Origin of the sequence: Arthrobacter sp. Alg241-R88 (assembly GCF_900537115.1) — a bacterium.
Classification (GTDB): Bacteria; Actinomycetota; Actinomycetes; order Actinomycetales; family Micrococcaceae; genus Arthrobacter.
Genome location: NZ_UNRG01000001.1, coordinates 647,487 through 671,030, shown reverse-complemented (window position 1 = coordinate 671,030; position 23,544 = coordinate 647,487). Strand labels below are relative to the sequence as shown.

Below are 23,544 nucleotides of genomic sequence, written 5' to 3'. Positions count from 1 at the left end.
GCCTGCATTATGGCGCCGATTCCGGCTAGGCTGATTTTCGTGTCACACCATCGGCTGGCCCCCAACGTCCACGAGCACAACAACGCGCTTGAGGAAGCGCTGAGTGCCCTGCGGACCGAGCTGGAGCTGCCGGGCGCCTACCCCGAGGAGGCGGTGGCTGACGCGAAAGCGGCAGTCGAATCCCTGCAGCTCCCTGGCTACGACCTCACCGGCGTCGAATTCATCACCATCGATCCGGCGTCGTCAACTGACCTGGACCAGGCGCTGTTTATTGAGGCCGACGGCGACGGCTACCACGTGCTGTACGCCATCGCCGATGTGCCCGCATTTGTGGCCCCCGGCGGGCCCCTGGACGCGGAAACACGCCGCCGGGGCCAGACGTTCTATGCCCCCGACGGTCGGATCCCGCTGCATCCGGAAGTCATCAGTGAACAGGCCGGGAGCCTCCTTCCCGGGCAGGACTGCTCTGCGTTCGTCTGGGACTTCCGCCTGGACAGCGCCGCCGAGGTGACGTCCGTGGCCGTAAAGCGGGCCCGGATGCGCAGCCGCGCGAAGCTCAGCTATAAAGGCGTGCAGGCGGAGCTCGACGCCGGTACCGCCTCCCCTGTGCTGCAGCTCCTTAAGGAAGTGGGGCTCAAGCGCGTGGAGCTGGAACGGGCCCGCGGCGGCGCCAGCCTGAACATGCCGGAACAGGAGATTGTCCAGCTTCCCGACGGCGGCTACCGGATTGCCGCCGCTCCCCAGCTTCCGGTGGAGGACTGGAACGCGCAGATATCCCTTATGACCGGAATGGCAGCGGCGCGCCTGATGCTGGCGGGGAAGGTGGGCATCCTGCGCACCATGCCATCCCCGGACGAGCGCTCCCTGCACCATTTCCGGCTGCAGACAGAGGCCCTTGGCAAGCCCTGGGACGGCGAAATCAGCTACGGCGAATACCTGCGCAGCCTCGACTCCACCGATCCCCGCCAGCTTGCCATTCTGCACTCTGCCGGCATGCTGTTCCGCGGCGCCGCCTATACGGCTTTTGACGGTTCCGTCCCGGAGGACGCAGTCCAGTCCGCCATTGGCGCCGCCTATGCCCATACCACCGCTCCCCTGCGCCGCCTCGTGGACCGCTTTGTCCTGGTGATCTGCGAGGCGTTGTGCAACGGCGGCAATGTACCGGCCTGGGCACGGGAGGCGCTTCAGTCCCTGCCCGAGATCATGGCAGGCTCCGACCAGCTGGCATCACGGATGGAGCGCATGGCCCTGGACACCGTGGAGGCTGCCTTGCTGGTTAACCACATCGGGCAGGAATTCGACGCAATCGTCATTTCGGGGTCCAAGCCGCAAAACGGCAACGGAAAGAACGGCAACGGCAAGAACGGCAACGGGAACGGCAAGAACGGGAACGGCGGTTCGGGAATCATCCAGATTGCAGACCCCGCTGCGACCGCCCGCTGCTCCGGGGAACTGGTGTCCGGAACCAAGGTCCGGGTCCGCCTGGTCTCCTCCGATATCGTGACGCGGGAAGTCCATTTCGAACTTGTTCAATAGTGCCGCAAAAGGGCCACCCGGCCGCGAAAGCCGGGATTTGGGCCGCCTGCGGCTAGACTGAAGAGGTAGATATGGATGCCCGGTCGTTGATTTCCTTGATTTGAAACCAACAAGCCCGCCCCTACGCGATCTTGAGATACACCCGCTGGTCACCAGTGCCAGCATTTAGATAGCCCGCGATCGGCTTCCACTGGAATTGCTTGTGCGCCCGAGCGTGCTCCGGAACAGCCTTTGGCCGGCCCGTTGAGCAGGCAGCGCCACTGCCCAAATGAATAAGGAAACTCCACAGTGAGTGAATTGCATACCCACCAGCTTCTGACCGACGAGACCGGCACCGAGACCATCGAGCCGGAAGAAACCATTATCTCGGACGAGAAGCCCCACGAAATCGCGGAGAAGTCCTTCGCGGACTACAACGTCCGGGCCGATATCGTGGAATCCCTGGCCGACGCCGGGATCACCCACCCCTTCCCCATCCAGGCCATGACCCTGCCGGTGGCCCTGTCCGGCCACGACATCATCGGCCAGGCCAAGACCGGTACGGGCAAGACGCTCGGTTTCGGCATCCCCGCCCTCCAGCGGGTGGTGGGCCAGGACGACCCCGGCTACGACAAGCTCCCGGTTCCCGGCGCCCCGCAGGCCCTGGTCATCGTCCCTACGCGCGAACTCGCCGTGCAGGTGGCCAATGACCTGCAGACGGCGTCCCGCAAACGCAACGCCCGCATCACCACCATCTACGGCGGCCGTGCCTACGAGCCGCAGGTGGAGGCGCTGAAGAAGGGCGTGGAGATCGTGGTGGGAACTCCCGGCCGCCTCATCGACCTTTACAAGCAGAAGCACCTGAGCCTGAAGAACGTCAAAATCGTCATCCTGGACGAAGCTGACGAGATGCTGGACCTCGGCTTCCTGCCGGACGTCGAAACCCTCATTGCCGGTACGCCGCCAGTACGCCAGACCCTGCTGTTCTCCGCCACCATGCCCGGGCCCGTCATTGCGATGGCCCGCCGCTACATGACGCAGCCCACGCACATCCGCGCCGCAGATCCCGATGACGAGGGCCTCACCAAGCGCGATATCCGGCAGCTGATCTACCGTGCCCACAGCATGGACAAAACCGAAGTTGTGGCCCGCATCCTCCAGGCGCGTGGCCGCGGCCGCACCATCATCTTCACAAAGACCAAGCGCACCGCCGCCAAGGTGGCCGAGGAGCTTGTGGACCGCGGCTTCGCAGCTGCCGCCATCCACGGCGACCTGGGCCAGGGCGCCCGTGAACAGGCACTGCGTGCCTTCCGCAATAACAAGGTGGACGTCCTGGTGGCCACCGACGTCGCCGCGCGCGGCATTGACGTTGATGACGTCACCCACGTCATCAACTACCAGTGCGTGGAAGACGAGAAGATCTACCTGCACCGCGTGGGCCGCACCGGCCGTGCCGGCAACAAGGGCACCGCGGTGACCTTCGTGGACTGGGATGACATGCCGCGCTGGAGCCTCATCAACAAGGCTCTGGGCCTGAGCGTGCCGGAGCCCATCGAAACCTATTCGTCCTCGCCGCACCTCTACGAGGACCTGGACATCCCGGAAGGCACCAAGGGCCGCCTCCCGCGTGACAAGCGCGTCCTTGCCGGCGTCGACGCCGAGGTGCTTGAAGACCTGGGCGAAACCGGCAAGAAGAACAGCCGGGGCGGCCGTGACAGCGGCCCCTCGCGCGAACGCGACGGCCGGGAGCGCAGCAGCCGGGGCCGCGACGGCAGGGGCGGAAACCGCGACGACAGCCGCAGCAGCGGTGACTCTGCAGCCCGCACGGGGGAGCGCCGCCGTCGTACGTCCGATTCCGCTGCAGCCCCCACAGCTGCCGCCGAATCCCCCGCCGCGGCCTCACCCGCATCAGAGGGCGAGCAGCCCTCCCGTGTCCGCCGCTCCCGTACGCGCACCCGCCGCCGCAACGGCGAGGTAGTGGCCGGCAGAGACACATCGGCACAGCCTGGCAGCACCGAGGCCTAACCCCCTCAATGACTGAAACTGTCTGGGCGCCGGACGGCAGCAACCTGGTGGTACACGCGGACAACGCGGAGTTCCTCCCCTCGCTGCCGGACGGCGCCTTCACACTGATATACGTGGATCCGCCGTTCAACACCGGCAGGCCGCAGCTGCGCCAGCAGACCACCATGGTGGCCAACGCCGACGGCACAGGCGACCGCGTAGGTTTCAAAGGGCGCTCCTACGACACCATCAAGGGAGCGCTGCACCGCTACGACGACGCCTTCAGCGACTACTGGTCCTTCCTGGAACCACGGCTCGTCGAGGCCTGGCGCCTGCTGGCCGAGGACGGCACCCTGTACCTGCACCTGGACTACCGCGAAGTGCACTATGCCAAGGTCATGCTGGACGCCATCTTCGGCCGTGAGTGCTTCCTGAACGAGATCATTTGGGCCTATGACTACGGCGCGCGGGCCAAGAACCGCTGGCCCACCAAGCACGACAACATCCTGGTCTACGTAAAGAACCCGGCCAAATACCACTTCAACAGCGCCGAGGTGGACCGGGAACCCTACATGGCGCCCGGGCTGGTGACGCCCGCCAAGCGCGAACTGGGCAAGCTGCCCACCGACGTCTGGTGGCACACCATCGTCTCCCCCACGGGCAAGGAAAAGACCGGCTATCCCACCCAAAAGCCCGAAGGGCTTGTCCGGCGCGTCGTGGCTGCGTCAAGCCGGCCCGGGGATTGGTGCCTGGACTTCTTTGCGGGCTCCGGCACGCTCGGCGCCGTCTCGGCGAAGCTCGGCCGGAAGTTCGTGTGCGTGGACCAGAACCAGCCGGCCATCGACATCATGGCAAAGCGCCTGGGTGCCCACGCCGAGTTCACCTCTTTCCCTCCCAAGTAAGTAGCGCTAAATGTCGTTTTGACGCTCGAAAACGACACTTGGCGCTACCCAGTTGGGAGGGCGGCCGCAGCTAAGGACGGACGACGGCGGTCCCGGTGGCCATGTCCTCAATCCGGGCCAGGACGTCCGGCCCCGTCAGGTTTTCCCCCAGCAGGTTGGGTTTGCCGGTGCCGTGGTAGTCGGACGAGCCGGTGATCAGCAGGTCATGCTTCGCGGCGAGCCGGCGCAGGAAGTTCCGGCCCTCCTCCGGATTGTCGCGGTGGTCGATCTCCAGGCCGGCCAGTCCGGCGTCGATCATTTCCTGGTAGACGCGCTCCCCCACAATGCGGCCCCGCGAGGAGGCCACCGGATGGGCAAACACGGGCACGCCTCCTGCCGCGCGGACCAGTTCGACGGCGGTGGCGGGGTCCGGCGCGTAATGCTGGATGAAGTAGCGGGACCGGGAGGTGAGGATGGACGCGAACGCCTCCGACCGGTCCTCCACCACACCGGCGGCCACCAGCGCGTCGGCGATATGCGGACGCCCAAGAGTGGCTCCCGGGGCCACGTGGTGGATGACGTCGTCCCAGGTGAGCGGGTAATCCTCGGCGAGGAGGGTGACCATCCGCTCGGCGCGGGTGTGCCGGGCATCCTTGGCCTTGGTGATCTCCTCCAGGAGGCCGGCATGTTCGGGGTCGTGCAGGTAGCTCAGGAGGTGGACACTGATTCCCTGTTCTGTCCGGCATGAGACTTCCATGCCGGGCACCAGTGCAACGCCGTGCTCCACTGCCGCAGCGGAGGCTTCCACCCAGCCTGCGGTGGAATCGTGGTCGGTCAGCGCCACCACGTCCAGCCCGGCGCGGGCGGCGGACGCCATCACGTCGGCGGGCTTTTCCGTGCCGTCGGAGACGTTGGAGTGGGCATGCAGGTCAATCCTCACCTTCCCAGCCTAGTAGACCGCGCATCTCCCGTTCATGCGCTATTCGCACAAGGCTTCGTGCTGGTGAGACGATGGTGCCGTGAACGATGCCGATAACACCCCAGATTCTGCTTCCCAGCCCTTGGAAGAGCGCGTCAACAACCGCTCCCAGCGGCCCAGTTCCGATGCCTTCAAGGCCTTTATGGCCAGCAACTGGGCGCCGTCCAGCCAGGACCTCCCGGCGCGCGACGCCGTTGCCAGCCACGCCGCAACCCGGCGCCAGGCCATCTCGGACCAGTTCAAAGGCGAACGCCTGGTCATCCCGGCCGGCCCGCTGAAGGTCCGATCCAACGACTGCGACTACCGCTTCCGCCCGCACTCGGGCTTTGCGCACCTCACCGGGCTTGGCCTTGACCACGAGCCGGACGCCGTCCTGATCCTGGAGCCCGTCGACGAAGGAAAGGGCGACGACGGCGGCAACCACCGCGCCACGCTCTACTTCCGGCCGCTCGCCGGGCGCGATACCGAACAGTTCTACGCCGATTCACGCTCCGGCGAGTTCTGGATTGGTGCCCGTCCCACGCTGGCCGAGTTCGAGGCCCGCCTGGGCCTGGCCACGGCGCACATCGACCAGCTCGAGACTGCCATCACCAAGGACGTGGGCGCCCCTGAAATCGGCGGCATCTCCATCCGCCTGGTGCGTAAGGTGGACGAAAACATCGACGCCCTTGTGGACACGGCCCGCTACAACACGGCGAAAGACCCTGACAACCTGGACCTCGCTGTCCTGGACGCGCTCGACGAAAAGCTCAGCGAAGCCCTCTCCGAGCTTCGCCTGCTCAAGGATGAGTGGGAAATCGAGCAGATGAAGCTCGCAGTCGCCGCCACCGTGGAAGGTTTCGAAGAGGTGGTGAAGGCCCTCCCCCGGGCATTGACGCATGCCCGCGGTGAGCGTGTTGTGGAGGGTGCATTCTTCGCCCGGGCCCGCGAGGTGGGCAACGAGTTGGGCTACGACACCATCGCGGCCTCGGGCAACAACGCCACCGTCCTGCATTGGACCCGCAACACCGGAAAGATCAACGCCGGGGAGCTCCTGCTGCTGGACGCCGGTGTGGAAGCAGACTCGCTGTACACCGCTGACATCACCCGCACCCTGCCGGCCACGGGAGTGTTCTCGGAAATCCAGCGCAAGGTGTACGAGGCTGTGCTGGACGCCGCAGACGCCGGGTTCGCCGCGGCGCAGCCGGGCACCCGCTTCCGTGACATCCACACCGCCGCCACCACCGTCCTCGCGGAGCGCCTGGCCGAATGGGGCCTCCTGCCCGTCAGCGTCGAAGAGGCCATCAGCCCGGAGGGCCAGCAGCACCGCCGCTGGATGCCGCACGGGACCAGCCACCACCTGGGACTCGATGTGCACGACTGCGCACAGGCCAAACGCGAGCTGTACCTGGACGGCATCCTCACCGCGGGCATGGTGTTCACCATCGAACCGGGCCTGTACTTCAAGGAAGAGGACCTTGCCATCCCGGCGGAATACCGCGGGATCGGCGTGCGGATCGAGGATGACATCCTGATGACCGCAGAGGGTCCCGTGAACCTCAGTGCCGCGCTGCCGCGCAAGGCGGATGATGTGGAGAACTGGATGGCAGGCATCTACCGCGAAGCCGAGGGTGCCAACTAAACACACAAAAAATCGGGGCCGCCGGAATTCCGGTGGCCCCGATTTTTTTGTGCTTTTCTGCCCCGGCTACTGCCGGGAGTCGTCCGGGCGCTGATCGTCACCAGGGCGCCGATCCACGGGCCGCTGGCCGGCCGGCTGCCCGTCGCCGGGCTGTCCTGCAGATTGCTGTGCCGGCGTTTGCTGCTCGCCCGCGGCCTCGCCGGCCCCGGCTTCAGGACCCTGGGGAACCCGGACGCCGTACTGGGGCCGGCCATCGGGGAGGTCGGGGTACCGCACTGCGCGCGCCGGGGACGGCGCGGGCTGCTGCTGCGCGCCGGCGTCGGCCTGTTGCCCGGCCGGCGCGCCGTAGGCGGGGTTTTCCTGCACCTGGTTGCCGGCAGACTGGCCGTACGGATCGTTCCAGCCGGAGGGGCGGGCAGGGCCCTGGCCGGGCTGCTGGTAGGGCTGGTTCTGGTAGTCCCGCTGCGTGTAGGGGCCATTGCCCGCGGCGGCATCCGAGCGGGTCATCGGCAGCTGCTGCAGCAACCGGCGCGCCTCGTGCGCAGCCTCCGGCGAGACGACGACGTCATAGCTGGTGGCCACCACCTGGCTGGTGGACGTAAAGTCCCGCTTCCCGCGCTGCATGGCGTAGGTGACAATGCCGAAGAGCATAAAGAAGGCCGCGCCCATCAGTACGGATGCCAGGATGGAGAAGTACCCCGGTGAAGGCGCAAAGAAGGAGAGCATCACGCCCACGAAAAGGCCGAACCACATGCCGCTCAGCGCCCCGGACAGGGCCACGCGCGGGTAGCTCAGGCGCCCCGTGACCCGCTCCACCATCTTCAGTTCATTGCCCACGATGGATACCATGTGGACCGGGAACTGCTGGTCCGCGAGGTAGTCCACAGCCTTCTGGGCGTCCAGGTAGGACGTGTAGGAGCCGACAGTGTCGCCGGTGGGAACCGCGCGGGCTTCGTCCACGCCGTTGGGCCCGCCAGCCTTGGGAGCGCCAAAAATGTTTGCCATAGTCCCATTCTTGCCCATGACTATGTGTGCTGCCTGTAAATTCAGCTAAAAGAGAGCAGACTCGGTAGCCTGTAGGAGTGAGTACAACTCCTACCCGCGTCTTCGTGGCGCGCCTACTGGGCCTGGACGTCTTCGACCCACTGGGCGACCGGCTGGGCCGGCTGCGCGATGTTGTTGTGCTCTCCCGCGGCACCCAGGGTGCCCCGCACGTGGTGGGCATCGTGGTGGAGGTTCCCGGAAAGAAACGGGTCTTCGTGCCCATGACGCGGATCACCTCCATCGACCAGACCCAGATCATCTGCACCGGCCTGGTCAACCTGCGCCGCTTCGAGCAGCGCGGCGCCGAAACCCTGGTGGTGGCGGAGATGTTCGACCGCCGTGTCACCCTCCGGGACGGCAGCGGCGACGCCACCATCGAAGACATCGCCATGGACCAACACCGCTCCCGCGACTGGTTCGTCAGCAAGCTTTTTGTCCGGCGGGGCCATTCCCTCTCGCCGCTGAGCCGGCTGCGCCGGAACGAGACCCTCATCATCGACTGGGCTGACGCCCTGCAGGGGCCCCGCACCGAGCCCCAGGCCGCCACCCAGTTCGTGGCGAACCACGAAGACCTCAAGCCCGCGGACTTCGCCGAAGCTCTCCAGGAGATGAGCGACAAGCGCCGCTTCGAAGTGGCCAGTGAGCTGCAGGACGAGCGCCTGGCTGACGTCCTCCAGGAGATGCCGGAGGATGACCAGGTGGAGATCCTCTCCGCCCTCGACGTCCAGCGCGCCGCCGATGTCCTGGAGGAAATGGACCCCGACGACGCCGCCGACCTCCTCGGCGAGCTCCCCTCGGCCCAGGCGGAGGAACTGCTCCAGCTGATGGAGCCCGAGGGTGCAGAGGACGTTCGGCGCCTGCTGGAATACGACGAGGACACTGCCGGCGGCCTCATGACGCCGGTCCCGGTCATCCTGCCGCCTGAAGCCACCGTGGCCGAAGCGCTGGCGCACGTGCGGCGGGAGGAGCTCTCCCCTGCCCTCGCCTCGTCCATTTTTATTACCAGGCCTCCGCTGGAGACGCCTACCGGGCGCTTCCTGGGCGTGGTCCACATCCAGCAGTTGCTTCGATACCCGCCGTTCGAGCCGCTCGGAAACCTGGTGGACAAGAACCTTGAGCCGCTGTCCGACCAGGCCCACATCAGCGAAGTGGCACGGACCCTGGCTACCTATAACCTGAACTCCCTTCCGGTGGTCAACGACGCCGGCCGGCTTGTGGGGGCGGTGACTGTTGATGACGTTCTGGATCATCTGTTGCCGGACGACTGGCGAGCCCATGACGGCGAAGCCCCGATAAGAAGGCTCGGTGGCCGCATTGGCTGACATTGGTGCTCCCAAGAACCCCAACCTGCGGACCCCCGCCAAGGCGGCGGCGAAGGGCAGCCTGGACACGCCGCTGAGCGGCCGCCAGCGGATCCTGCCAAAGTTCTCCCCTGATCCGGATGCCTTCGGCCACGCCACCGAAGGCTTCGCCCGTTTCATGGGTACGCCGCAGTTCCTCGTCTACATGACGGTCTTCGTCGTCGTCTGGCTGGCCTGGAACACCTGGGCACCGCTGGCTTGGCAGTTCGACTCCCGGGACCTCGGTTTCACCCTGCTGACCCTGATGCTGTCCCTGCAGGCGTCCTATGCGGCACCGCTGCTGCTGCTGGCCCAGAACCGCCAGGACGACCGTGACCGCGTCTCCCTCCAGCAGGACCGCCAGCGTGCTGAACGCAACCTGTCCGATACCGAATACCTGACCCGGGAACTGGCATCGTTGCGGATCGCGCTGCGCGAGGTGGCAACGCGCGACTACGTCCGCGCCGAGCTGCGCTCCCTGTTGGAAGACATGCTGGAAGCCCAGGAAGAGCTCCGGACGCATGATCCGTCGGGGCAGGGGCAACATGAGTCCCCGCGCGACAAGGTGCGGGAGAAACTCAAGGAACAGCGTGACCGGCAGCGGAACCCCCGCACCCAACAGATTCCCCGGGTGAAGCCCGGGCATTCCACCCAGGACCGCTAAGGAGCGCACCCATCAATAACACCTCGCTGGCCGGGGCAGTCAATGCCGCCCTGGCCACGGTCATCGACCCCGAGCTCCGCCGTCCCATCACTGAGTTGGGCATGGTGGAGTCCATTAATGTTTCCGACGACGGCAGGGCCAGCCTGGTTGTCCTGCTCACCATCGCCGGCTGCCCGCTCCGGGACACCATCACAGCCGATGCGACGAAGGCGCTGCTGGCAGTTCCGGGAGTGGCCGCCGTCGACGTCGAACTGAAGGTGATGACGCAGGAGCAACGTGATGCCCTCAAAGAGCTGCTCCGCGGGGCCGGCGGCCAGCGCGGCATCCCGTTCAACGAGCCCGGCTCCCTTACCAGGGTCTACGCGGTGGCCAGCGGCAAGGGCGGGGTGGGAAAGTCCTCCGTGACTGTCAACCTTGCCTGCGCCCTCGCCGCACAAGGGCTGCGCGTGGGAATCGTGGACGCCGACGTCTATGGCTTCTCGGTTCCCGGCCTGATGGGCATCAGCCAGGCGCCCACGCGGGTGGACGACATGATCCTTCCCCCGGTTGCATACGGCGTGAAAGTGATCTCCATCGGGATGTTCGTGAGCGGCAACCAGCCTGTGGCGTGGCGCGGACCCATGCTGCACCGGGCCCTTGAGCAGTTCCTGACGGATGTCTACTTCGGCGACCTGGACGCCCTGTTCCTGGACCTGCCGCCCGGCACCGGAGACATCGCCATCTCCGTCGCGCAGCTGCTCCCCAAGGCGGAGATCCTGGTGGTTACCACGCCGCAGGCGGCCGCGGCCGACGTCGCCGAGAGGGCGGGCGCCATCGCCACCCAGACGGGGCAGTCCGTGGCCGGGGTTATCGAGAACATGTCCTACCTGGAAATGCCCGACGGCGGCAGGATGGAGCTGTTTGGAAGCGGCGGCGGGGCGGTCCTTGCTGAACGGCTGACAGCCACTGTGGGCGCCGACGTGCCGCTGCTGGGGCAGATCCCGCTGGACATCCAACTGCGCGAGGGCGGCGACACGGGAGTACCCATCGTCCTCGGCCAGGCCGGAACGCCGGCGGCACAAGCGCTCTCGGACATCGCTGGAAGGCTGGCAGCAAAACCCCGGGGTTTGGCGGGCATGAAGCTGGGGCTGCAGCCCCGCTGAGTTTCCTGCCAAGGCCTCCCCGCCTCGGGGTGGCTAGGTGGCTTCCGTATCGAAGGGGGCAGCTTCGCCTGGCGGAAGAGACTGAAGCACCCTCTCGGGCCGCTTCGGAGCGGCATCAGCCACCGCGACGGCGGCGGCGCCGGAGACAGCCGCAACGGCGGCAGGCGCACCGGCGCTGACGGGCTTGGCGTCATCGTCCAGGAGCGCCTCTTTGATGATGCGCCGGGGATCGTACTGGCGGGGATCGTACTTCTTCCAGTCGACATCATCGATGTCGATTCCCACTTCTTCCTTGATCTGCTCGCGGGCGCCGGAGGCCATGCGGCGGACTTCCTTGACAAGGTTGGCCAGTTTCTGGGTGTATTCGGGCAGCCGCTGGGGGCCGATCACGAGGACGCCAATGATCAGCAGAAGAAAGAACTCCGGGCCGTTGATTCCAAACACTTTAGGAAGATTACCCTCTCCGGGCTGCCAGTGACGATTCCCGCCCACGGGCGGTGGAAACTGTCCGCTTTACTGCGTAAAAAGGGCCACGATCTTGTTGACGCCGCGCTGCAGGCGTTGTGCCACCGGTTCAGGATGCTGCGCAGGAGGTTCCTCCAGCGCGTCGGCCGCGACACCTTCGCCCGCCTGTTCGCTGAGGCGCTGCAGGATGGGCACGGCGTCGTCGGCCTGTTCAGCGGGGAGGTCGGAGACATAGGTGAAGGTGCGGCCCTGCGTCCTATAGGTTGCGGACCATGGCGAGGACGCCAGGATCTGCAGCGGCGGGCCGGCCTGCCCGGAACCAGGTTCCCCTTCAGCGCCCCCGGGGTTATGCCGTTCCGTGATGGTGGCGTAGTGGGTTCCGTCGGATAGCTTCAGTTCGACGGCGGGGCGGCCCTCGAACATCACGGCTTTCGCCGACTCGAGGTGGAACCCCATGGCCCCAAGCTCGGGGCATACCCAGCCTTCCGAGCGCAGGCCCGATAACCGGTCCACGCTCAGGGTCCTGCCGTCAGCCGGAGTCTGGGCGGAGACCTGCGAGAGCGTGGCTGCAGCACCATCTGCCTGGAGCGGTTCACCGGCCACGGCGAAAGCGCCGGCAGCGAGCACACCCGCTGCGGCGACGGTGCCTCCCGCCGTCATGGTGAGCACCCGGACCGCTGCCCTGGATGCGTGGTGATGCGGGGCAGGAGCCGGCGGCCGGGCTGCCAACTCCTGGGTCCTGGCCAGCAGCCGGGCGGTCAGGTCATCGCTGGCCGGCGGGATCGGCGCATCCCGCAGCCGCTCCAGGTACTGCCGCTCCCGGCGCAGGGCTGAAGCACATTCATGGCAGGACTGGATATGGCTCGCGGTGCGCTGATGCCTGCGGCTGAGCGGAAACTGGGGCCTCATGTGCCGTTCAGAGGATGCCGGCGATGCGCGGCAACGACAGCTTGGGCCTGGACTGCTGCGGACGCGGGTCCCGGTGGGCCAGCTTTTCGCGGAGCATGGTGCGGCCGCGGTGGATGCGGGAGCGCACCGTACCGAGCTTGACGCCCAGGGCCTCGGCCACCTCGTCGTAGGACAGGCCTTCAAGATCACAAAGCACCACAGCCGCACGGAAGTCCGGCGGGAGTTCCTCAAGGGCGGCCTGCACATCAAGGTCCAGGTTGTTCAGCTCGAAGCTCTGCTCCGGGCCCGGTTCCCGCCCGGGGATCCTCGACTCGGCGTCCTCGGCAAGGGCGTCGAACCGGATGCGTGTTTTCCGCCGCGCCTGGTCCAGGAAGAGGTTCGTGGTGATGCGGTGCAGCCAGCCGTCCAGCGTTCCGGGCTTGAAATTTTCCAGCGAACGGAAGACGCGGACAAACACCTCCTGGGTGAGGTCTTCGGCGTCGTACTTGTTTCCGGTCAGGCGGTAAGCCAGCCGGTAAACCTTCGCGGAGTGGTTGGTCACCACTTCTTCCCAAGTGGGTCGCACCCACTCGGACTCCGGCTTGTTTGCTGCAGGGACAGGTGCCACAACTGATGATGACATCGTCCACTCCCCTCGTGGAATGCTTACGCCCGGACACTGTTGACATCTCTGATTCGGCGCCGACCACCCTATGGATGACCAGATAATAATCATTTCAAACTTGGCTGGGAATTTCCTGACTGCCGGGTAACTTCAGCCGTGGGCGCAACAGCCCGCCTTCCCGGCTGTTGCCGAACGACACAGTAGGCTGTACAGGACACTCCCCCTGCCGCCCAGAAAGCGAAAACCCATGAGCGCCGACAAGTCCACCAGCTGGTCCTATGCAGAAGATCTGCCCGCTGAGGATGAGGTCATGCTGCGGGCCCGGGAACGCTCCTTTGAATTGGGCGTGACCCCCATCGGGCCCGGCGTGGGCGCCGTCCTCACGGTCCTCGCTGCCGCGTCGAAGGCCCAGACCGCCGTCGAAATCGGAACCGGGGCGGGCGTCTCCGGTGTCTGCCTGCTCCGCGGCCTCGGTCCGCACGCGGTCCTCACCACCATTGACGTGGACGTGGAACATCTCAAAGCCGCACGGGAAGCCTTCTCGGAGGCCGGCAGCCCGGCCAACCGCACCCGGACCATCTCCGGCCGCGCTGGCGACGTCCTGCCGCGCCTCACGGACAGCGCGTACGACCTGGTGTTCATCGACGCTGACAAGCCGGGACTTCCCGGTTATGTGGAGCAGGCCATCCGGCTCCTGAAGCCCGCCGGGCTGCTGATCATCAACGATGCACTGGACAAGGACAAGGTAGCCAACCCTGCGGGCCGCGAGGCCACCACGGTGGTCCTGCGCCAGGTGGGGAAGAGCATTCGCGACGACGAGAGGCTGTCCTCAGCCATGCTTCCCACCGGCGACGGCCTGCTCGTGGCGGTCAAAAAATAAGACAGGATCCGCAGCCCGAAGGCTTGCGGACCCTGTCCGGCACAATTATTCGGTAACGCCGACCAGGCATTCCTTGAGGTTGGCCGCTTCGGCTGCATTCAGTTCGACCACCAGGCGCCCGCCGCCTTCGAGCGGGACGCGCATGATCAGGCTGCGGCCCTCCTTGGTGACTTCCATTGGGCCGTCGCCGGTGCGTGGTTTCATAGCCGCCATGAGGAATTCCCCTCCATTTAGTCCCAGGACTGATCAGCCCGGGTGGGCTGTGTCCGCATGTAGATCAAGCTGCCATGGCGGAGTGGATGGACACCGCCGGGGCTGCGCGTATTCTGAATGCTTATTGTCCTTGCTTACCTACCATTATCGCGGAATTACCCGTCCGTAGCTAATCGATGGACATTTGTGGGCGGGCCCAATATGCACCCTGACCTGCACAGAAGCCGGTATTTCTACGGTGGATAATCCCCGCCGCCAGGCAACTGCGCCCACGCCCACAGCCAGACAATCCACACGATCTGCAACAACACGAACATCACCACAACAGTTCCGCGGTAAGCCCGGGACCGGGACAGAAGCGCGGCGCCCAGCGCCAGTGGGAACAGCGGCAGCAGCATACGGAAAGTGCTGGTCTGCGGGTGGAGGAACATCACCAGGTAACCCATGTAGCAGGCGCACCACAGCCGGAGTTCGGCCCCGAGCCGAACCACCGGCGGCAGGTACAGCATCGCGCCGAAGAGCGCCACAAATACGAAAGGCGCCACCAATCCGAGCACCGGGCCGAAGAGGTCGACGCCGGTGTCGAACCAGGGCTTGAACGGGACCAGATCCTGGCCCCGCCACACTGTTTCAGTCTTGGTATAGGCCTGGATGTCACCCGTTGCCGCCCAGGCGGCGGCCGGCCATGCCAGCGCCGCGAGGCCTGCCACTGCCGTTAGGGCGGTGAGGGCCGCCAGGTCCCCGACGGAGTGCGGATCCGGTTCGCGGCTGCCCCAGCGCTGCACCAGCCGGTGGACCAACAGGAGCCCCAGCATGGCCGCGAATGGAACGCCCACCGGACGCGAGAGGCACAGCATCACCACCACCGGGATCGCCCACAGGTACTGCCGCCGGACTACCAGCAGCAGTGCGGCCGCGAGCAGCAACAGTGACAACGGTTCGGCATATGGCACCTGGAGCACCGCGGACACAGGGAAGGTGGCGAAGAACGCCACCGCCCACAGTGCCGGCCCGTGTGCTGCCTTATGCCGGAAAAGCGTATAGACCACCAGCGCGGCAGCCAGTCCGGACAGCATGGCGATAATGGTCAGTGAAGCAGCAGGGGCCAACCCCGTCAGTCTGCTGAGCCCTCCTGCCAGGGACGGGTACAGGGGATAAAAGGCCCACGTATTTTCCTGGACATTGCCCGCGTCATCGACCGGAAGTGTGGCGGGATAACCGTTGGCGATAACCCTGCCGTACCAGCGCGCGTCCCAGATGTTGATGAAGTTCCAGTAGTCGGGCTTGGCCGGGTACCAGGGGTTGGGCCCTTGGTGCAGGGCGGCAGCCATAAAAATCGCGCCGCTAACAAACCTTGCCGCGATGTAGATGGCCGAGACCTGGAGCCACCAGGGCCAGCCGCGGAGGGTTGCGCGGAACCGGACAGCGACCGCCTGGACCGACGCTGCAACGCCTGTTCCCCGCCGGGTGGCAGTGCTCACTCCCGGTCCTCCCCGGTCCCTGCCCCTGTCCCTGCATCCGCATGCCCAAGGGTTTCCGCCGCCGGCGGTTCAGCCTGCGCACCTGTCCCGGCGGCGGGCTCCGCCGCCGGTCCGGCGGTGGACCCTGTTTCTTCCATGGCCTCCAGCCTGGCCTTCAGGACCTCGACTTCGTCCCGGCTTGCCGCAAGCTGGTCCCTCAACTCATCGAGTACCTGGTCCACCTGGTCCATCCGGTAGCCCCGCAGGCCCAGGGAAAACCGCACGCGGTCCACGTCCTGTGGCGCCGCGTTGGCTGGCAGGAGGACCGGCGGAAGGTTAGCGGGAGGCTGGTCAAGTCCTGCGTCCAGCAGGGCAGGCAGTGCACGGCCGCCGGACTTGCCGGAACGTCCCCCTGCACCGGCCCAGAGGACAGCGCCGATCAGGGCCACAGCAAGGAAGACCAGAAAAAAAGTCACTCTCCCATCGTGCCAGACGTGGCCGTCTTTGTTATTCCGGGCGCTGTTCGCCGTTCAGGGAGGGGGTGACGGCCACGTGGAGCACCCGGTCCACCGCTTCCGCCGGGTCATCCACCACCTGGATCAGGTCCAGGTCCTTTTCCGAGACCATCCCCTCAGCCACGAGCGTGCCCCTGATCCAATCGATCATCGGGCCCCAGAAGTCGACGCCGAGCAGCACGATCGGGAAGGACGTCACCTTCCTGGTCTGCACCAGGACCATGGCTTCGAAGAGCTCGTCGAGGGTGCCTAGGCCACCCGGCAGGACGATGAATCCCTGCGCGTACTTCACGAACATCGTTTTGCGCGCGAAGAAATACCGGAAGTTGATTCCCAGGTCCACCCACTGGTTGAGGCCCTGCTCAAACGGGAGTTCGATGCCAAGCCCCACTGACACCCCGTTGCCTTCAACGGCGCCGCGGTTGGCTGCTTCCATGGACCCCGGTCCGCCTCCGGTGATCACCGCAACTCCGGCCTCGGCCAGCTTCCGCCCCACCTCGACGCCCATCTCGTAGTAGGGGCTGCCCGGCTTGGTCCGGGCTGAACCGAAGACGCTCACTGCCGGGCCGAGGTCAGCCAACGCCCCGAACCCCTCGACGAACTCGCTTTGGATCCTCAGCACCCGCCATGGATCAGTGTGCACGAACTGGCCAAGGCCTTTGGTATCAAGCAAATGCTGGTCAGACATCTCCACAGACGCCTGCTTGCGGCGTAGTTCAAGGGGTCCTTTGCGGCGCGGCTGGGAGTTTTTGGCCGGATCTGCACTGATGCTCATTCCCCAAGGCTAACCTGCCAGCGGGAGGTATCTCTTGAATCACGATCCGCAGGAACTTGCGGTGATTCGCGTCATAACGCACCGTTGTTCGCTAGATTCTTCCTTATGACTACTCATGTGCCCGGCGATGCCCTCGTCTCCCTGAACGCCGTAAATAAGCATTACGGCCAGCTGCACGTTTTGAAGGACATCAACCTGCAGGTCCGCAAAGGCGAGGTTGTCGTGGTCATCGGGCCGTCAGGCTCCGGTAAGTCCACGCTCTGCCGCGCCATCAACCGCCTGGAAACCATCGAAGGCGGCACCATCAGCATCGATGGGAAAGTCCTTCCCGCGGAAGGCAAGGAACTGGCACAGCTCCGGGCCGACGTCGGAATGGTTTTCCAGTCATTCAATCTCTTCGCACACAAAACCATCCTCGAAAACGTCACCCTGGGCCCCATCAAGGTCAAGGGCGTTGCAAAGGCCACCGCGGACAAGGACGCCATGGCGCTGCTTGAACGGGTGGGCGTCGGGCACCAGGCTCCGAAGCTTCCCGCGCAGCTGTCCGGCGGCCAGCAGCAGCGTGTTGCCATCGCCCGCGCCCTCGCCATGAAGCCCAAGGTCATGCTCTTCGATGAGCCCACCTCTGCGCTTGACCCCGAGATGATCAACGAGGTCCTGGACGTGATGATCCAGCTGGCCAAGGAGGGCATGACCATGATCGTGGTCACCCACGAGATGGGTTTCGCCCGCAAAGCCGCTGACCGGGTGGTCTTTATGGCCGACGGCCAGATCGTCGAGGACGCCACCCCTGAGGAGTTCTTCACCAATCCCAAGAGCGACCGCGCCAAGGATTTCCTCTCCAAGCTCCTGACCCACTGATTCACCTACGAACAAACACTCCGAGTTCGCACCCAGGCCGTGACCCACGGCCACCAATGAAAGGAATGTCATGAAGGCATTTATGACCCGGCGGAAGTCATTCTTCGTGGCGGCTACCGCTGCCCTCGCCCTGTCCCTGAGCGCCTGTGGCGGAGGCGGGGCCGGCACCACCAGCGACCCCTCTGTCGAAGCAGCACCCACCTTCGCCGCCGGCACCACCATGGAAAAGCTGGCCTCGGCCGGAACCATCAAGATCGGCACCAAGTACGACCAGCCCCTCTTCGGCCAGGTGGGCCTGGACGGCAAGCCTGTCGGCTTCGACGTTGAAATCGGCAAGCTGATCGCCGCCAAGCTGGGTATCGCCGCTGACAAGATTGAATGGTCCGAAACCGTCTCGGCCAACCGGGAGCCGTTCATCGAGCAGGGCAAGGTTGACCTGGTGATCGCCACGTACACCATCAACGACAAGCGCAAGCAGGTTGTCAGCTTCGCCGGACCCTACTACGAAGCAGGCCAGGCCCTGATGGTGAACAAGGACAACGACACCATCAAGACCCCCGAGGACGTCAAGGGCAAGAAGGTCTGCTCGGTCACCGGTTCGACCCCCGCCGCGACGATCGTGGACAAGTACGGGGCAGAGCTCGTCCCTGCAGCCACCTACTCCGCCTGCCTCGAGCCCCTGCGCAACAAGCAGGTTGAAGCAGTCACCACCGACAACGTCATCCTGGCCGGTTTCGTGGACAAGGAGCCGGACGCCTTCAAGCTCGCCTCGGATGAGACCTTCACGAAGGAGCCCTACGGCATCGGCCTGAAGAACGATGACACCGAGTTCCGCAACTGGATCAACGACCAGCTGGAAGCATTCCAGGAGGACGGGTCCTACAAGAAGGCATGGGAAGCTACCGCAGGTTCAGTCATCAAGACTGCCCCTGAGCTGCCCAAGCTCGACCGTTACTAGGTAACCCCGGTGGTTGCCGGGGCTGTTCCGCGGCCCCGGCAACCGCCGTCTCCACTCCCGTCCACGCCCACATCCGAAGGATTTTATGGACGTCATTCTTGAAAACCTGCCCCTGTATTGGAACGGTTTTCTCCGCACGCTTTTCCTTTCCGCCGTTTCCGGGGTCATCGCCCTGGTTCTTGGCACGCTGCTCGCGGCGGCCAGGGTTTCCCCCGTAGCGGCACTCCGCGGCTTCAGCATGGTCTACGTCGAGGTGCTCCGGAACACCCCGCTGACCATCGCCTTCTTTTTCGCAGCGATCGTCCTCCCCCGGCTCGGCGTTACCTTCGAGCAGTTCGAGGTGGCAGCCATCATTGCCCTCAGTACCTACACCGCAGCGTTCATCGCCGAAGCTGTCCGCTCGGGTGTCAACAGTGTTCCCGTTGGCCAGGCCGAAGCCGCCCGAAGCATCGGCATGAACTTCGGGCAGGTCCTGAACCTCATCATCCTCCCGCAGGCCTTGCGGACGGTGGTCCCGCCGTTGATCAACATCCTGATCGCACTGGTAAAGAACTCCTCGGTGGCCGGCGCGTTCTTCGTCCTGGAACTGTTCGGCTACGGCCGACAGCTGGCCAACGCCAACGGTGACGCCGTGATCCCAGTGCTGCTGGGCGTTGCGTTCTTCTATCTGCTCCTCACCGTTCCGCTGGGCATCCTCGCCAGCACGGTGGAACGAAAGGTGGCGATTGCCCGATGACCTCGGTACTTTATGACGTTCCCGGCCCGAAGGCACGGCGGATATCCCTTATTGGTTCCATTGTCGGTTCCGTGCTGATCCTGGGCCTTCTTGCCTGGATCATCATGACCTTCGCCCAGCAAGGCATTTTTGAAGGGCGCCGGTGGGCTATCTTTACCCGCGCAGACGTGTGGACGCTCATGGGCAACGGATTGAGCGCAACCCTCAGTGCCGCGGCACTGGCAGCGGTCATCGCTTTCCCGCTCGGCCTCCTGTTGTGCCTGCTGCGCATCTCAGATGCGGCTTTCATCCGCATCCCTGTCCGGGTGCTGCTGGAATTCCTCCGCGGCATGCCGGTGGTCCTGATGATGCTGTTCATCCTGCTGGGCTTCGGCACCTCGCCGTTTATTGCCGTGGTCACGGGCCTGGTGCTCTACAACTCGGCAGTGTTTGCTGAGATCATCCGTGCAGGCATCCAGTCGCTTCCCAAAGGGCAGCGGGAAGCCGGGCTGGCCATCGGCCTGACCAGCTTCAAGTCCCGCATGCTGATCGAACTGCCACAGGCCATCCGGCGCATGATGCCCTCGCTCGTAGCCCAGATGGTGGTGCTCCTGAAGGACACCTCCCTCGGCTACATCGTGGCGTACGGTGAGCTACTGCGCGCCGTACAGGTGATGGCGGATTTCCTTGGTACGCAGTTCCTGTTCCCCATCTTCTTCGTAGCCGCGGCGATCTATATCGCCATCAACATCCTCGTTTCACGCATTGCCGTGTGGATCGAGCGCCGCGGGTCCAAGAAGGCGGCAGGCGGCGTGGCCAAGGCAGAACCCGAAAAGGCCAACGCCCCGGTCCCCTGATACTTCCTGCAGCAGCGGCCCGGACCTTTTGGTCCGGGCCACTGCCGTTTAAATCAGCCAGCCAGCCAGTCCTGCAGCGCCTGCAGGCACTTACGAATGGCGTCGGCATGGACGTGCTCGTTGTCCTTATGGGCCAGGAGGGCATCTCCCGGTCCGAAGTTCACCGCCGGGATCCCCAGTTCACTGAAACGCGCGACGTCGGTCCAGCCGTATTTGGGCTTTGGCTCGGCTCCGACGGCGGCAACGAAGGAAGCGGCTGCGGGGTGCTGGAGCCCCGGCCGTGCACCGGCGGCAGCGTCGGTGCGGACGACGTCGAAACCTTCCAGGAGTTCCCGCACCACGGCTTCGGCCTGGTCCGGGGTCTTGTCCGGCGCAAAGCGGTAGTTGATCTCCACCACGCACCGGTCCGGAATGACATTGCCGGCAGTGCCGCCGTTGATTTTTACCGCGTTGAGGCTCTCGCGGTATTCCAGCCCGTCCACGTTGACGGTGGCAGGTTCGTACGCCGCCAGCCTGGCCAGGATGGGTGCCGCTGCGTGGATGGCGTTGCTGCCCATCCAGGCACGGGCGGAGTGGGCTGCCTCGCCCACAGTCGTTGCCTCGAACCGGCTGGTGCCGTTGCAGCCACCCTCCACTGTGCCGTCGGTTGGTTCCAGCAAGATGGCGAAGTCGCCGTCGAGCAGGTGGCCGTGGTTGCGCACCAGCCGGCCCAGGCCGCTCTTCACGGCCTCTACTTCCTCGTGGTCGTAGAAAACAAAGGTGACGTCCCGCTTGGGTGCGATCCCGCCGTCGAACATTGTGGCGGCAAGCGCCAGCTGCACCGCGACGCCGCCCTTCATGTCGGTGGCACCGCGGCCGTACAGCACGCCTTGCCCGGGGATGCCGGACTCCCAGCTGGAAGGAACCGTACCCCTGGACCCTTCAGCCAGGGGCAGCGGAACGGTGTCCAGGTGGCCCGCCAGGATGACGCGTTCCGCGTTACCCAGCTCCGTGCGGGCAATGATCGAGTCGCCGTCGCGGACAACGTGCAGTTCCGGAAGGGCCAGCAGGGCCGCTTCGACGGCGTCGGCCAGTTCCGTTTCACTGCCGGAGACACTGTTGATGTCCATGATCGCGGCGGTCAGGAGCGCAACGTCCTGGCGCAGGTCGAGCGGAAGGGTGGATGGTCCGGGGGCGGTTTCGGCAGTCACGAAGCCAGTCTAGTTCGGAGCAGGTCCCCCGCCGTCGATAGACTGGGGCAATGACTGAGACTGCTTCCTCCGCTGTGCCCGAAACCCAGACTGCCCCCACTGAAGAACGCTCCGCCTACGGCTTTGGCGTAGCCACCATTGCCGTTGCCAATGGTGATGCCACCGTCCTGGACGTCTGGTTCCCGGCACCTTCGCTGGGCGTCGCCGCCGAACACCTGCGCGCAGTGGAAAATGCGGACGAGGCACTCACCCGGATCGCAGAGGCCGGAACGGACGAGGACCGCGGCACCGAGCAGAAGGTGGTCTTTGTCCAGATCAACCTCGATGAGGCCCCGGCCGACACCGCTGACGCCTACCTTCGTCTGCACCTGCTCTCGCACCGCCTGGTCCGGCCGAACACCATCAACCTGGACGGCATCTTCGGCAAACTGCCGAATGTTGTGTGGACCAACTTCGGGCCCGCCGCGGTGGAGGGCTTTGAACTGACCCGCGCCCGGCTGCGCCGGCGCGGGGCAGTCACCGTGTACGGCATCGACAAGTTCCCCCGCATGGTGGACTACGTGGTCCCCACGGGCGTCAGGATTGCCGACGCCGACCGCGTGCGCCTGGGTGCGCACCTCGCCGAAGGCACAACGGTCATGCACGAAGGCTTCGTCAACTTCAACGCTGGCACGCTGGGCACCTCCATGGTCGAAGGCCGGATTTCCGCGGGTGTAGTGACCGGTGACGGCAGCGACGTCGGCGGCGGAGCGTCCATCATGGGCACGCTGTCCGGCGGCGGCAAAGAGAAGATCACCATCGGTGAGCGCGTGCTTCTCGGCGCGAACTCCGGCGTCGGCATCAGCATCGGCGACGACTCGGTGGTGGAAGCCGGCCTCTATGTCACGGCAGGAACCCGGGTACGCGTACCTGGTCCCAAGGACGAGGTGGGCGAAGACACCACAAAGATCGTTAAGGCCGCGGAACTCTCCGGCGTCCCCAACCTGCTGTTCCGCCGCAACTCCACCAACGGTGCTGTGGAGGTCCTCCCCCGTGCGGGCCAGACCGTGGAACTGAACGACGCCCTGCACGCCAACTGATCCCTATGGCACGAAGCCGAGGCCTGCGCAGGCTCCTGGTGCTGCTGCTCACCCTCGCACTGGTGATCGGCGGCGTCTATGCGGCGGTGTTTTTTGTGCAGCGTTCCGAAACCCTTGTTTCGGAACGCTGCATCGCCGTCGTGGGCGGAGGAACGGCAGAGCTGGCACCCGACCAGGCGGTCTACGCTTCCCTGATCACCGCCGTCGCTGTCCAGCGGGGGCTCCCGCCGAGGGCCGCGACCATAGCGCTGGCCACCGCAATGCAGGAGTCCAAGCTGCGGAACATCGACCACGGGGACCAGGCAGGCCCTGATTCGCGGGGGCTGTTCCAGCAGCGTCCGTCCCAGGGCTGGGGCAGCGAGGCGCAGGTCATGGACCCGTACTATGCAGCAAACGCCTTTTATGACGCTCTGGTCCAAATCCCAGGCTATGAGTCGATGGAGATCACCGAAGCGGCGCAGCGGGTCCAGCGGTCCGCTTTCCCCACCGCCTATGCCCAGCATGAGCAGATGGGGCGCTTCTTTGCCTCCGGACTATCCGGCCAGACGCCCGAGGCCGTTCAATGCACACTCCGCTCCGCGGTGGCTGCCGGAGACCCTGGCGCCGTTTCGGCCGGACTGGCCCAGGCCTACGGACCACTGGCCACGGCTGTGGAAGGCCAAACGCTGGTGGTGGAAGCCACCGGCAGCCAGGCCTGGTCGGTTGCCCAGTGGGCCGTGGCAAACGCCAAGGGGTATGAAGTGACGCAGGTACAGGTGGCTGGACGTACCTGGGACCGTGGACAGCGGAACGGCTGGCAGGACTCATCAGGCTCTGACGGCCAGGTCCGGATCACTGTGTCACCGGTTGGCGTCGAGGGCTGAGCCCGCTGGC

Annotated in this window: 24 protein-coding genes; 14 read left to right on the top strand and 10 right to left on the bottom strand. The window is 65.4% G+C overall.

Going from position 1 to position 23,544, the window contains the following annotated elements:
• Window positions 1–39 precede the first annotated feature (39 nt).
• From G6R19_RS03120 to G6R19_RS03110, 3 genes are all read left to right on the top strand, one after another.
• Window positions 40–1,536 carry an RNB domain-containing ribonuclease gene (locus tag G6R19_RS03120; protein ID WP_163162182.1) on the top strand — a complete coding sequence of 499 codons (1,497 nt, stop codon included), beginning with the start codon at window positions 40–42 and terminating at the stop codon, window positions 1,534–1,536.
• Window positions 1,537–1,824: 288 nt separating this feature from the next.
• Entirely contained in the window at window positions 1,825–3,540 is a 1,716-nt protein-coding gene (locus G6R19_RS03115) for a DEAD/DEAH box helicase (protein WP_163162180.1), read from the top strand.
• Between the two features lie 8 nt (window positions 3,541–3,548).
• Window positions 3,549–4,421 carry a site-specific DNA-methyltransferase gene (locus G6R19_RS03110; RefSeq protein ID WP_163162178.1) on the top strand — a complete coding sequence of 291 codons (873 nt, stop codon included), beginning with the start codon at window positions 3,549–3,551 and terminating at the stop codon, window positions 4,419–4,421.
• A gap of 70 nt (window positions 4,422–4,491) precedes the next feature.
• Here G6R19_RS03110 and G6R19_RS03105 read toward each other — a convergent pair whose 3' ends face one another.
• The gene (locus G6R19_RS03105) at window positions 4,492–5,340 is read right to left on the bottom strand and encodes a PHP domain-containing protein (protein ID WP_163162176.1); all 849 of its coding nucleotides are present in this window, start codon (window positions 5,338–5,340) and stop codon (window positions 4,492–4,494) included.
• A 79-nt stretch (window positions 5,341–5,419) separates the two neighbouring features.
• Between G6R19_RS03105 and G6R19_RS03100 the strand changes: the two genes are divergently transcribed.
• Complete coding sequence (locus G6R19_RS03100) at window positions 5,420–7,000, top strand: aminopeptidase P family protein (protein WP_163162174.1); 1,581 nt, start codon at window positions 5,420–5,422, stop codon at window positions 6,998–7,000.
• Between the two features lie 66 nt (window positions 7,001–7,066).
• Here G6R19_RS03100 and G6R19_RS03095 read toward each other — a convergent pair whose 3' ends face one another.
• Window positions 7,067–8,005 carry a general stress protein gene (locus G6R19_RS03095; RefSeq protein ID WP_163162172.1) on the bottom strand — a complete coding sequence of 313 codons (939 nt, stop codon included), beginning with the start codon at window positions 8,003–8,005 and terminating at the stop codon, window positions 7,067–7,069.
• A gap of 77 nt (window positions 8,006–8,082) precedes the next feature.
• Between G6R19_RS03095 and G6R19_RS03090 the strand changes: the two genes are divergently transcribed.
• From G6R19_RS03090 to G6R19_RS03080, 3 genes are read left to right on the top strand one after another with little or no spacing between them, the layout of a single operon-like run.
• Window positions 8,083–9,366 carry a CBS domain-containing protein gene (locus G6R19_RS03090; RefSeq protein ID WP_163162170.1) on the top strand — a complete coding sequence of 428 codons (1,284 nt, stop codon included), beginning with the start codon at window positions 8,083–8,085 and terminating at the stop codon, window positions 9,364–9,366.
• Between the two features lies 1 nt (window position 9,367).
• On the top strand, window positions 9,368–10,048 hold the full coding sequence (locus tag G6R19_RS03085; protein WP_240341755.1) for a DUF1003 domain-containing protein: 681 nt from the start codon (window positions 9,368–9,370) through the stop codon (window positions 10,046–10,048).
• 11 nt (window positions 10,049–10,059) lie between these two features.
• Entirely contained in the window at window positions 10,060–11,190 is a 1,131-nt protein-coding gene (locus tag G6R19_RS03080; RefSeq protein ID WP_163162889.1) for an Mrp/NBP35 family ATP-binding protein, read from the top strand.
• Between the two features lie 33 nt (window positions 11,191–11,223).
• On the opposite strand, the gene G6R19_RS03075 is transcribed toward G6R19_RS03080, so the two are convergent.
• From G6R19_RS03075 to sigE, 3 genes are all read right to left on the bottom strand, one after another.
• The gene (locus tag G6R19_RS03075; RefSeq protein WP_163162166.1) at window positions 11,224–11,634 is read right to left on the bottom strand and encodes a Sec-independent protein translocase TatB; all 411 of its coding nucleotides are present in this window, start codon (window positions 11,632–11,634) and stop codon (window positions 11,224–11,226) included.
• 69 nt (window positions 11,635–11,703) lie between these two features.
• The gene (locus G6R19_RS03070) at window positions 11,704–12,564 is read right to left on the bottom strand and encodes an anti-sigma factor (RefSeq protein WP_240341739.1); all 861 of its coding nucleotides are present in this window, start codon (window positions 12,562–12,564) and stop codon (window positions 11,704–11,706) included.
• Between the two features lie 7 nt (window positions 12,565–12,571).
• Window positions 12,572–13,186 (bottom strand): RNA polymerase sigma factor SigE, encoded by a 615-nt coding sequence (sigE, locus tag G6R19_RS03065; RefSeq protein ID WP_163162164.1) that lies wholly within the window; start codon window positions 13,184–13,186, stop codon window positions 12,572–12,574.
• Window positions 13,187–13,415: 229 nt separating this feature from the next.
• Here sigE and G6R19_RS03060 point away from each other — a divergent pair, with 229 nt between their 5' ends.
• Window positions 13,416–14,048, top strand: coding sequence for an O-methyltransferase (locus tag G6R19_RS03060; protein ID WP_163162162.1), 633 nt, complete (start codon window positions 13,416–13,418; stop codon window positions 14,046–14,048).
• 45 nt (window positions 14,049–14,093) lie between these two features.
• Here G6R19_RS03060 and G6R19_RS03055 read toward each other — a convergent pair whose 3' ends face one another.
• The 4 genes from G6R19_RS03055 to G6R19_RS03040 form a co-directional block, all read right to left on the bottom strand.
• Complete coding sequence (locus G6R19_RS03055) at window positions 14,094–14,261, bottom strand: DUF3117 domain-containing protein (RefSeq protein ID WP_009357720.1); 168 nt, start codon at window positions 14,259–14,261, stop codon at window positions 14,094–14,096.
• A gap of 233 nt (window positions 14,262–14,494) precedes the next feature.
• Window positions 14,495–15,742, bottom strand: a complete 1,248-nt coding sequence (locus G6R19_RS03050) for a hypothetical protein (protein WP_163162160.1) — start codon at window positions 15,740–15,742, stop codon at window positions 14,495–14,497.
• On the bottom strand, window positions 15,739–16,197 hold the full coding sequence (locus G6R19_RS03045) for a DivIVA domain-containing protein (protein ID WP_163162158.1): 459 nt from the start codon (window positions 16,195–16,197) through the stop codon (window positions 15,739–15,741). Before G6R19_RS03045 ends, G6R19_RS03050 begins: the two co-directional genes overlap by 4 nt.
• 31 nt (window positions 16,198–16,228) lie before the next feature.
• Window positions 16,229–17,011 carry a TIGR00730 family Rossman fold protein gene (locus G6R19_RS03040; RefSeq protein ID WP_163162156.1) on the bottom strand — a complete coding sequence of 261 codons (783 nt, stop codon included), beginning with the start codon at window positions 17,009–17,011 and terminating at the stop codon, window positions 16,229–16,231.
• A gap of 105 nt (window positions 17,012–17,116) precedes the next feature.
• Between G6R19_RS03040 and G6R19_RS03035 the strand changes: the two genes are divergently transcribed.
• From G6R19_RS03035 to G6R19_RS03020, 4 genes are all read left to right on the top strand, one after another.
• A complete protein-coding gene (locus G6R19_RS03035; protein ID WP_163162154.1) occupies window positions 17,117–17,872 on the top strand; it encodes an amino acid ABC transporter ATP-binding protein in 756 nt (251 codons plus the stop codon).
• Window positions 17,873–17,942: 70 nt separating this feature from the next.
• Window positions 17,943–18,830, top strand: coding sequence for a glutamate ABC transporter substrate-binding protein (locus G6R19_RS03030; RefSeq protein WP_163162152.1), 888 nt, complete (start codon window positions 17,943–17,945; stop codon window positions 18,828–18,830).
• Between the two features lie 85 nt (window positions 18,831–18,915).
• Window positions 18,916–19,566, top strand: a complete 651-nt coding sequence (locus G6R19_RS03025) for an amino acid ABC transporter permease (RefSeq protein ID WP_163162150.1) — start codon at window positions 18,916–18,918, stop codon at window positions 19,564–19,566.
• Window positions 19,563–20,402, top strand: a complete 840-nt coding sequence (locus G6R19_RS03020) for an ABC transporter permease subunit (RefSeq protein ID WP_163162148.1) — start codon at window positions 19,563–19,565, stop codon at window positions 20,400–20,402. The genes G6R19_RS03025 and G6R19_RS03020 overlap by 4 nt, the downstream gene beginning before the upstream one ends.
• Window positions 20,403–20,455: 53 nt before the next feature.
• On the opposite strand, the gene dapE is transcribed toward G6R19_RS03020, so the two are convergent.
• Window positions 20,456–21,592 (bottom strand): succinyl-diaminopimelate desuccinylase, encoded by a 1,137-nt coding sequence (gene dapE / locus G6R19_RS03015; RefSeq protein ID WP_163162146.1) that lies wholly within the window; start codon window positions 21,590–21,592, stop codon window positions 20,456–20,458.
• 50 nt (window positions 21,593–21,642) lie between these two features.
• Between dapE and dapD the strand changes: the two genes are divergently transcribed.
• Together dapD and G6R19_RS03005 are read left to right on the top strand one after the other, a co-directional pair.
• Entirely contained in the window at window positions 21,643–22,671 is a 1,029-nt protein-coding gene (dapD, locus tag G6R19_RS03010; RefSeq protein ID WP_163162144.1) for a 2,3,4,5-tetrahydropyridine-2,6-dicarboxylate N-succinyltransferase, read from the top strand.
• Window positions 22,672–22,676: 5 nt separating this feature from the next.
• Entirely contained in the window at window positions 22,677–23,534 is an 858-nt protein-coding gene (locus tag G6R19_RS03005) for a hypothetical protein (protein ID WP_163162142.1), read from the top strand.
• Window positions 23,535–23,544: the final 10 nt, after the last annotated feature.

Coding starts and splice junctions, on each gene's coding strand:
- sigE (WP_163162164.1), bottom strand. CDS start 13,186: ATGTCATCATCAGTTGTGGCACCTGTCCCTGCAGCAAACAAGCCGGAG.
- G6R19_RS03005 (WP_163162142.1), top strand. CDS start 22,677: ATGGCACGAAGCCGAGGCCTGCGCAGGCTCCTGGTGCTGCTGCTCACC.
- G6R19_RS03110 (WP_163162178.1), top strand. CDS start 3,549: ATGACTGAAACTGTCTGGGCGCCGGACGGCAGCAACCTGGTGGTACAC.
- G6R19_RS03060 (WP_163162162.1), top strand. CDS start 13,416: ATGAGCGCCGACAAGTCCACCAGCTGGTCCTATGCAGAAGATCTGCCC.
- G6R19_RS03025 (WP_163162150.1), top strand. CDS start 18,916: ATGGACGTCATTCTTGAAAACCTGCCCCTGTATTGGAACGGTTTTCTC.
- dapD (WP_163162144.1), top strand. CDS start 21,643: ATGACTGAGACTGCTTCCTCCGCTGTGCCCGAAACCCAGACTGCCCCC.
- G6R19_RS03095 (WP_163162172.1), bottom strand. CDS start 8,005: ATGGCAAACATTTTTGGCGCTCCCAAGGCTGGCGGGCCCAACGGCGTG.
- G6R19_RS03070 (WP_240341739.1), bottom strand. CDS start 12,564: ATGAGGCCCCAGTTTCCGCTCAGCCGCAGGCATCAGCGCACCGCGAGC.
- G6R19_RS03035 (WP_163162154.1), top strand. CDS start 17,117: ATGACTACTCATGTGCCCGGCGATGCCCTCGTCTCCCTGAACGCCGTA.
- G6R19_RS03055 (WP_009357720.1), bottom strand. CDS start 14,261: ATGGCGGCTATGAAACCACGCACCGGCGACGGCCCAATGGAAGTCACC.
- G6R19_RS03020 (WP_163162148.1), top strand. CDS start 19,563: ATGACCTCGGTACTTTATGACGTTCCCGGCCCGAAGGCACGGCGGATA.
- G6R19_RS03030 (WP_163162152.1), top strand. CDS start 17,943: ATGAAGGCATTTATGACCCGGCGGAAGTCATTCTTCGTGGCGGCTACC.
- G6R19_RS03040 (WP_163162156.1), bottom strand. CDS start 17,011: ATGAGCATCAGTGCAGATCCGGCCAAAAACTCCCAGCCGCGCCGCAAA.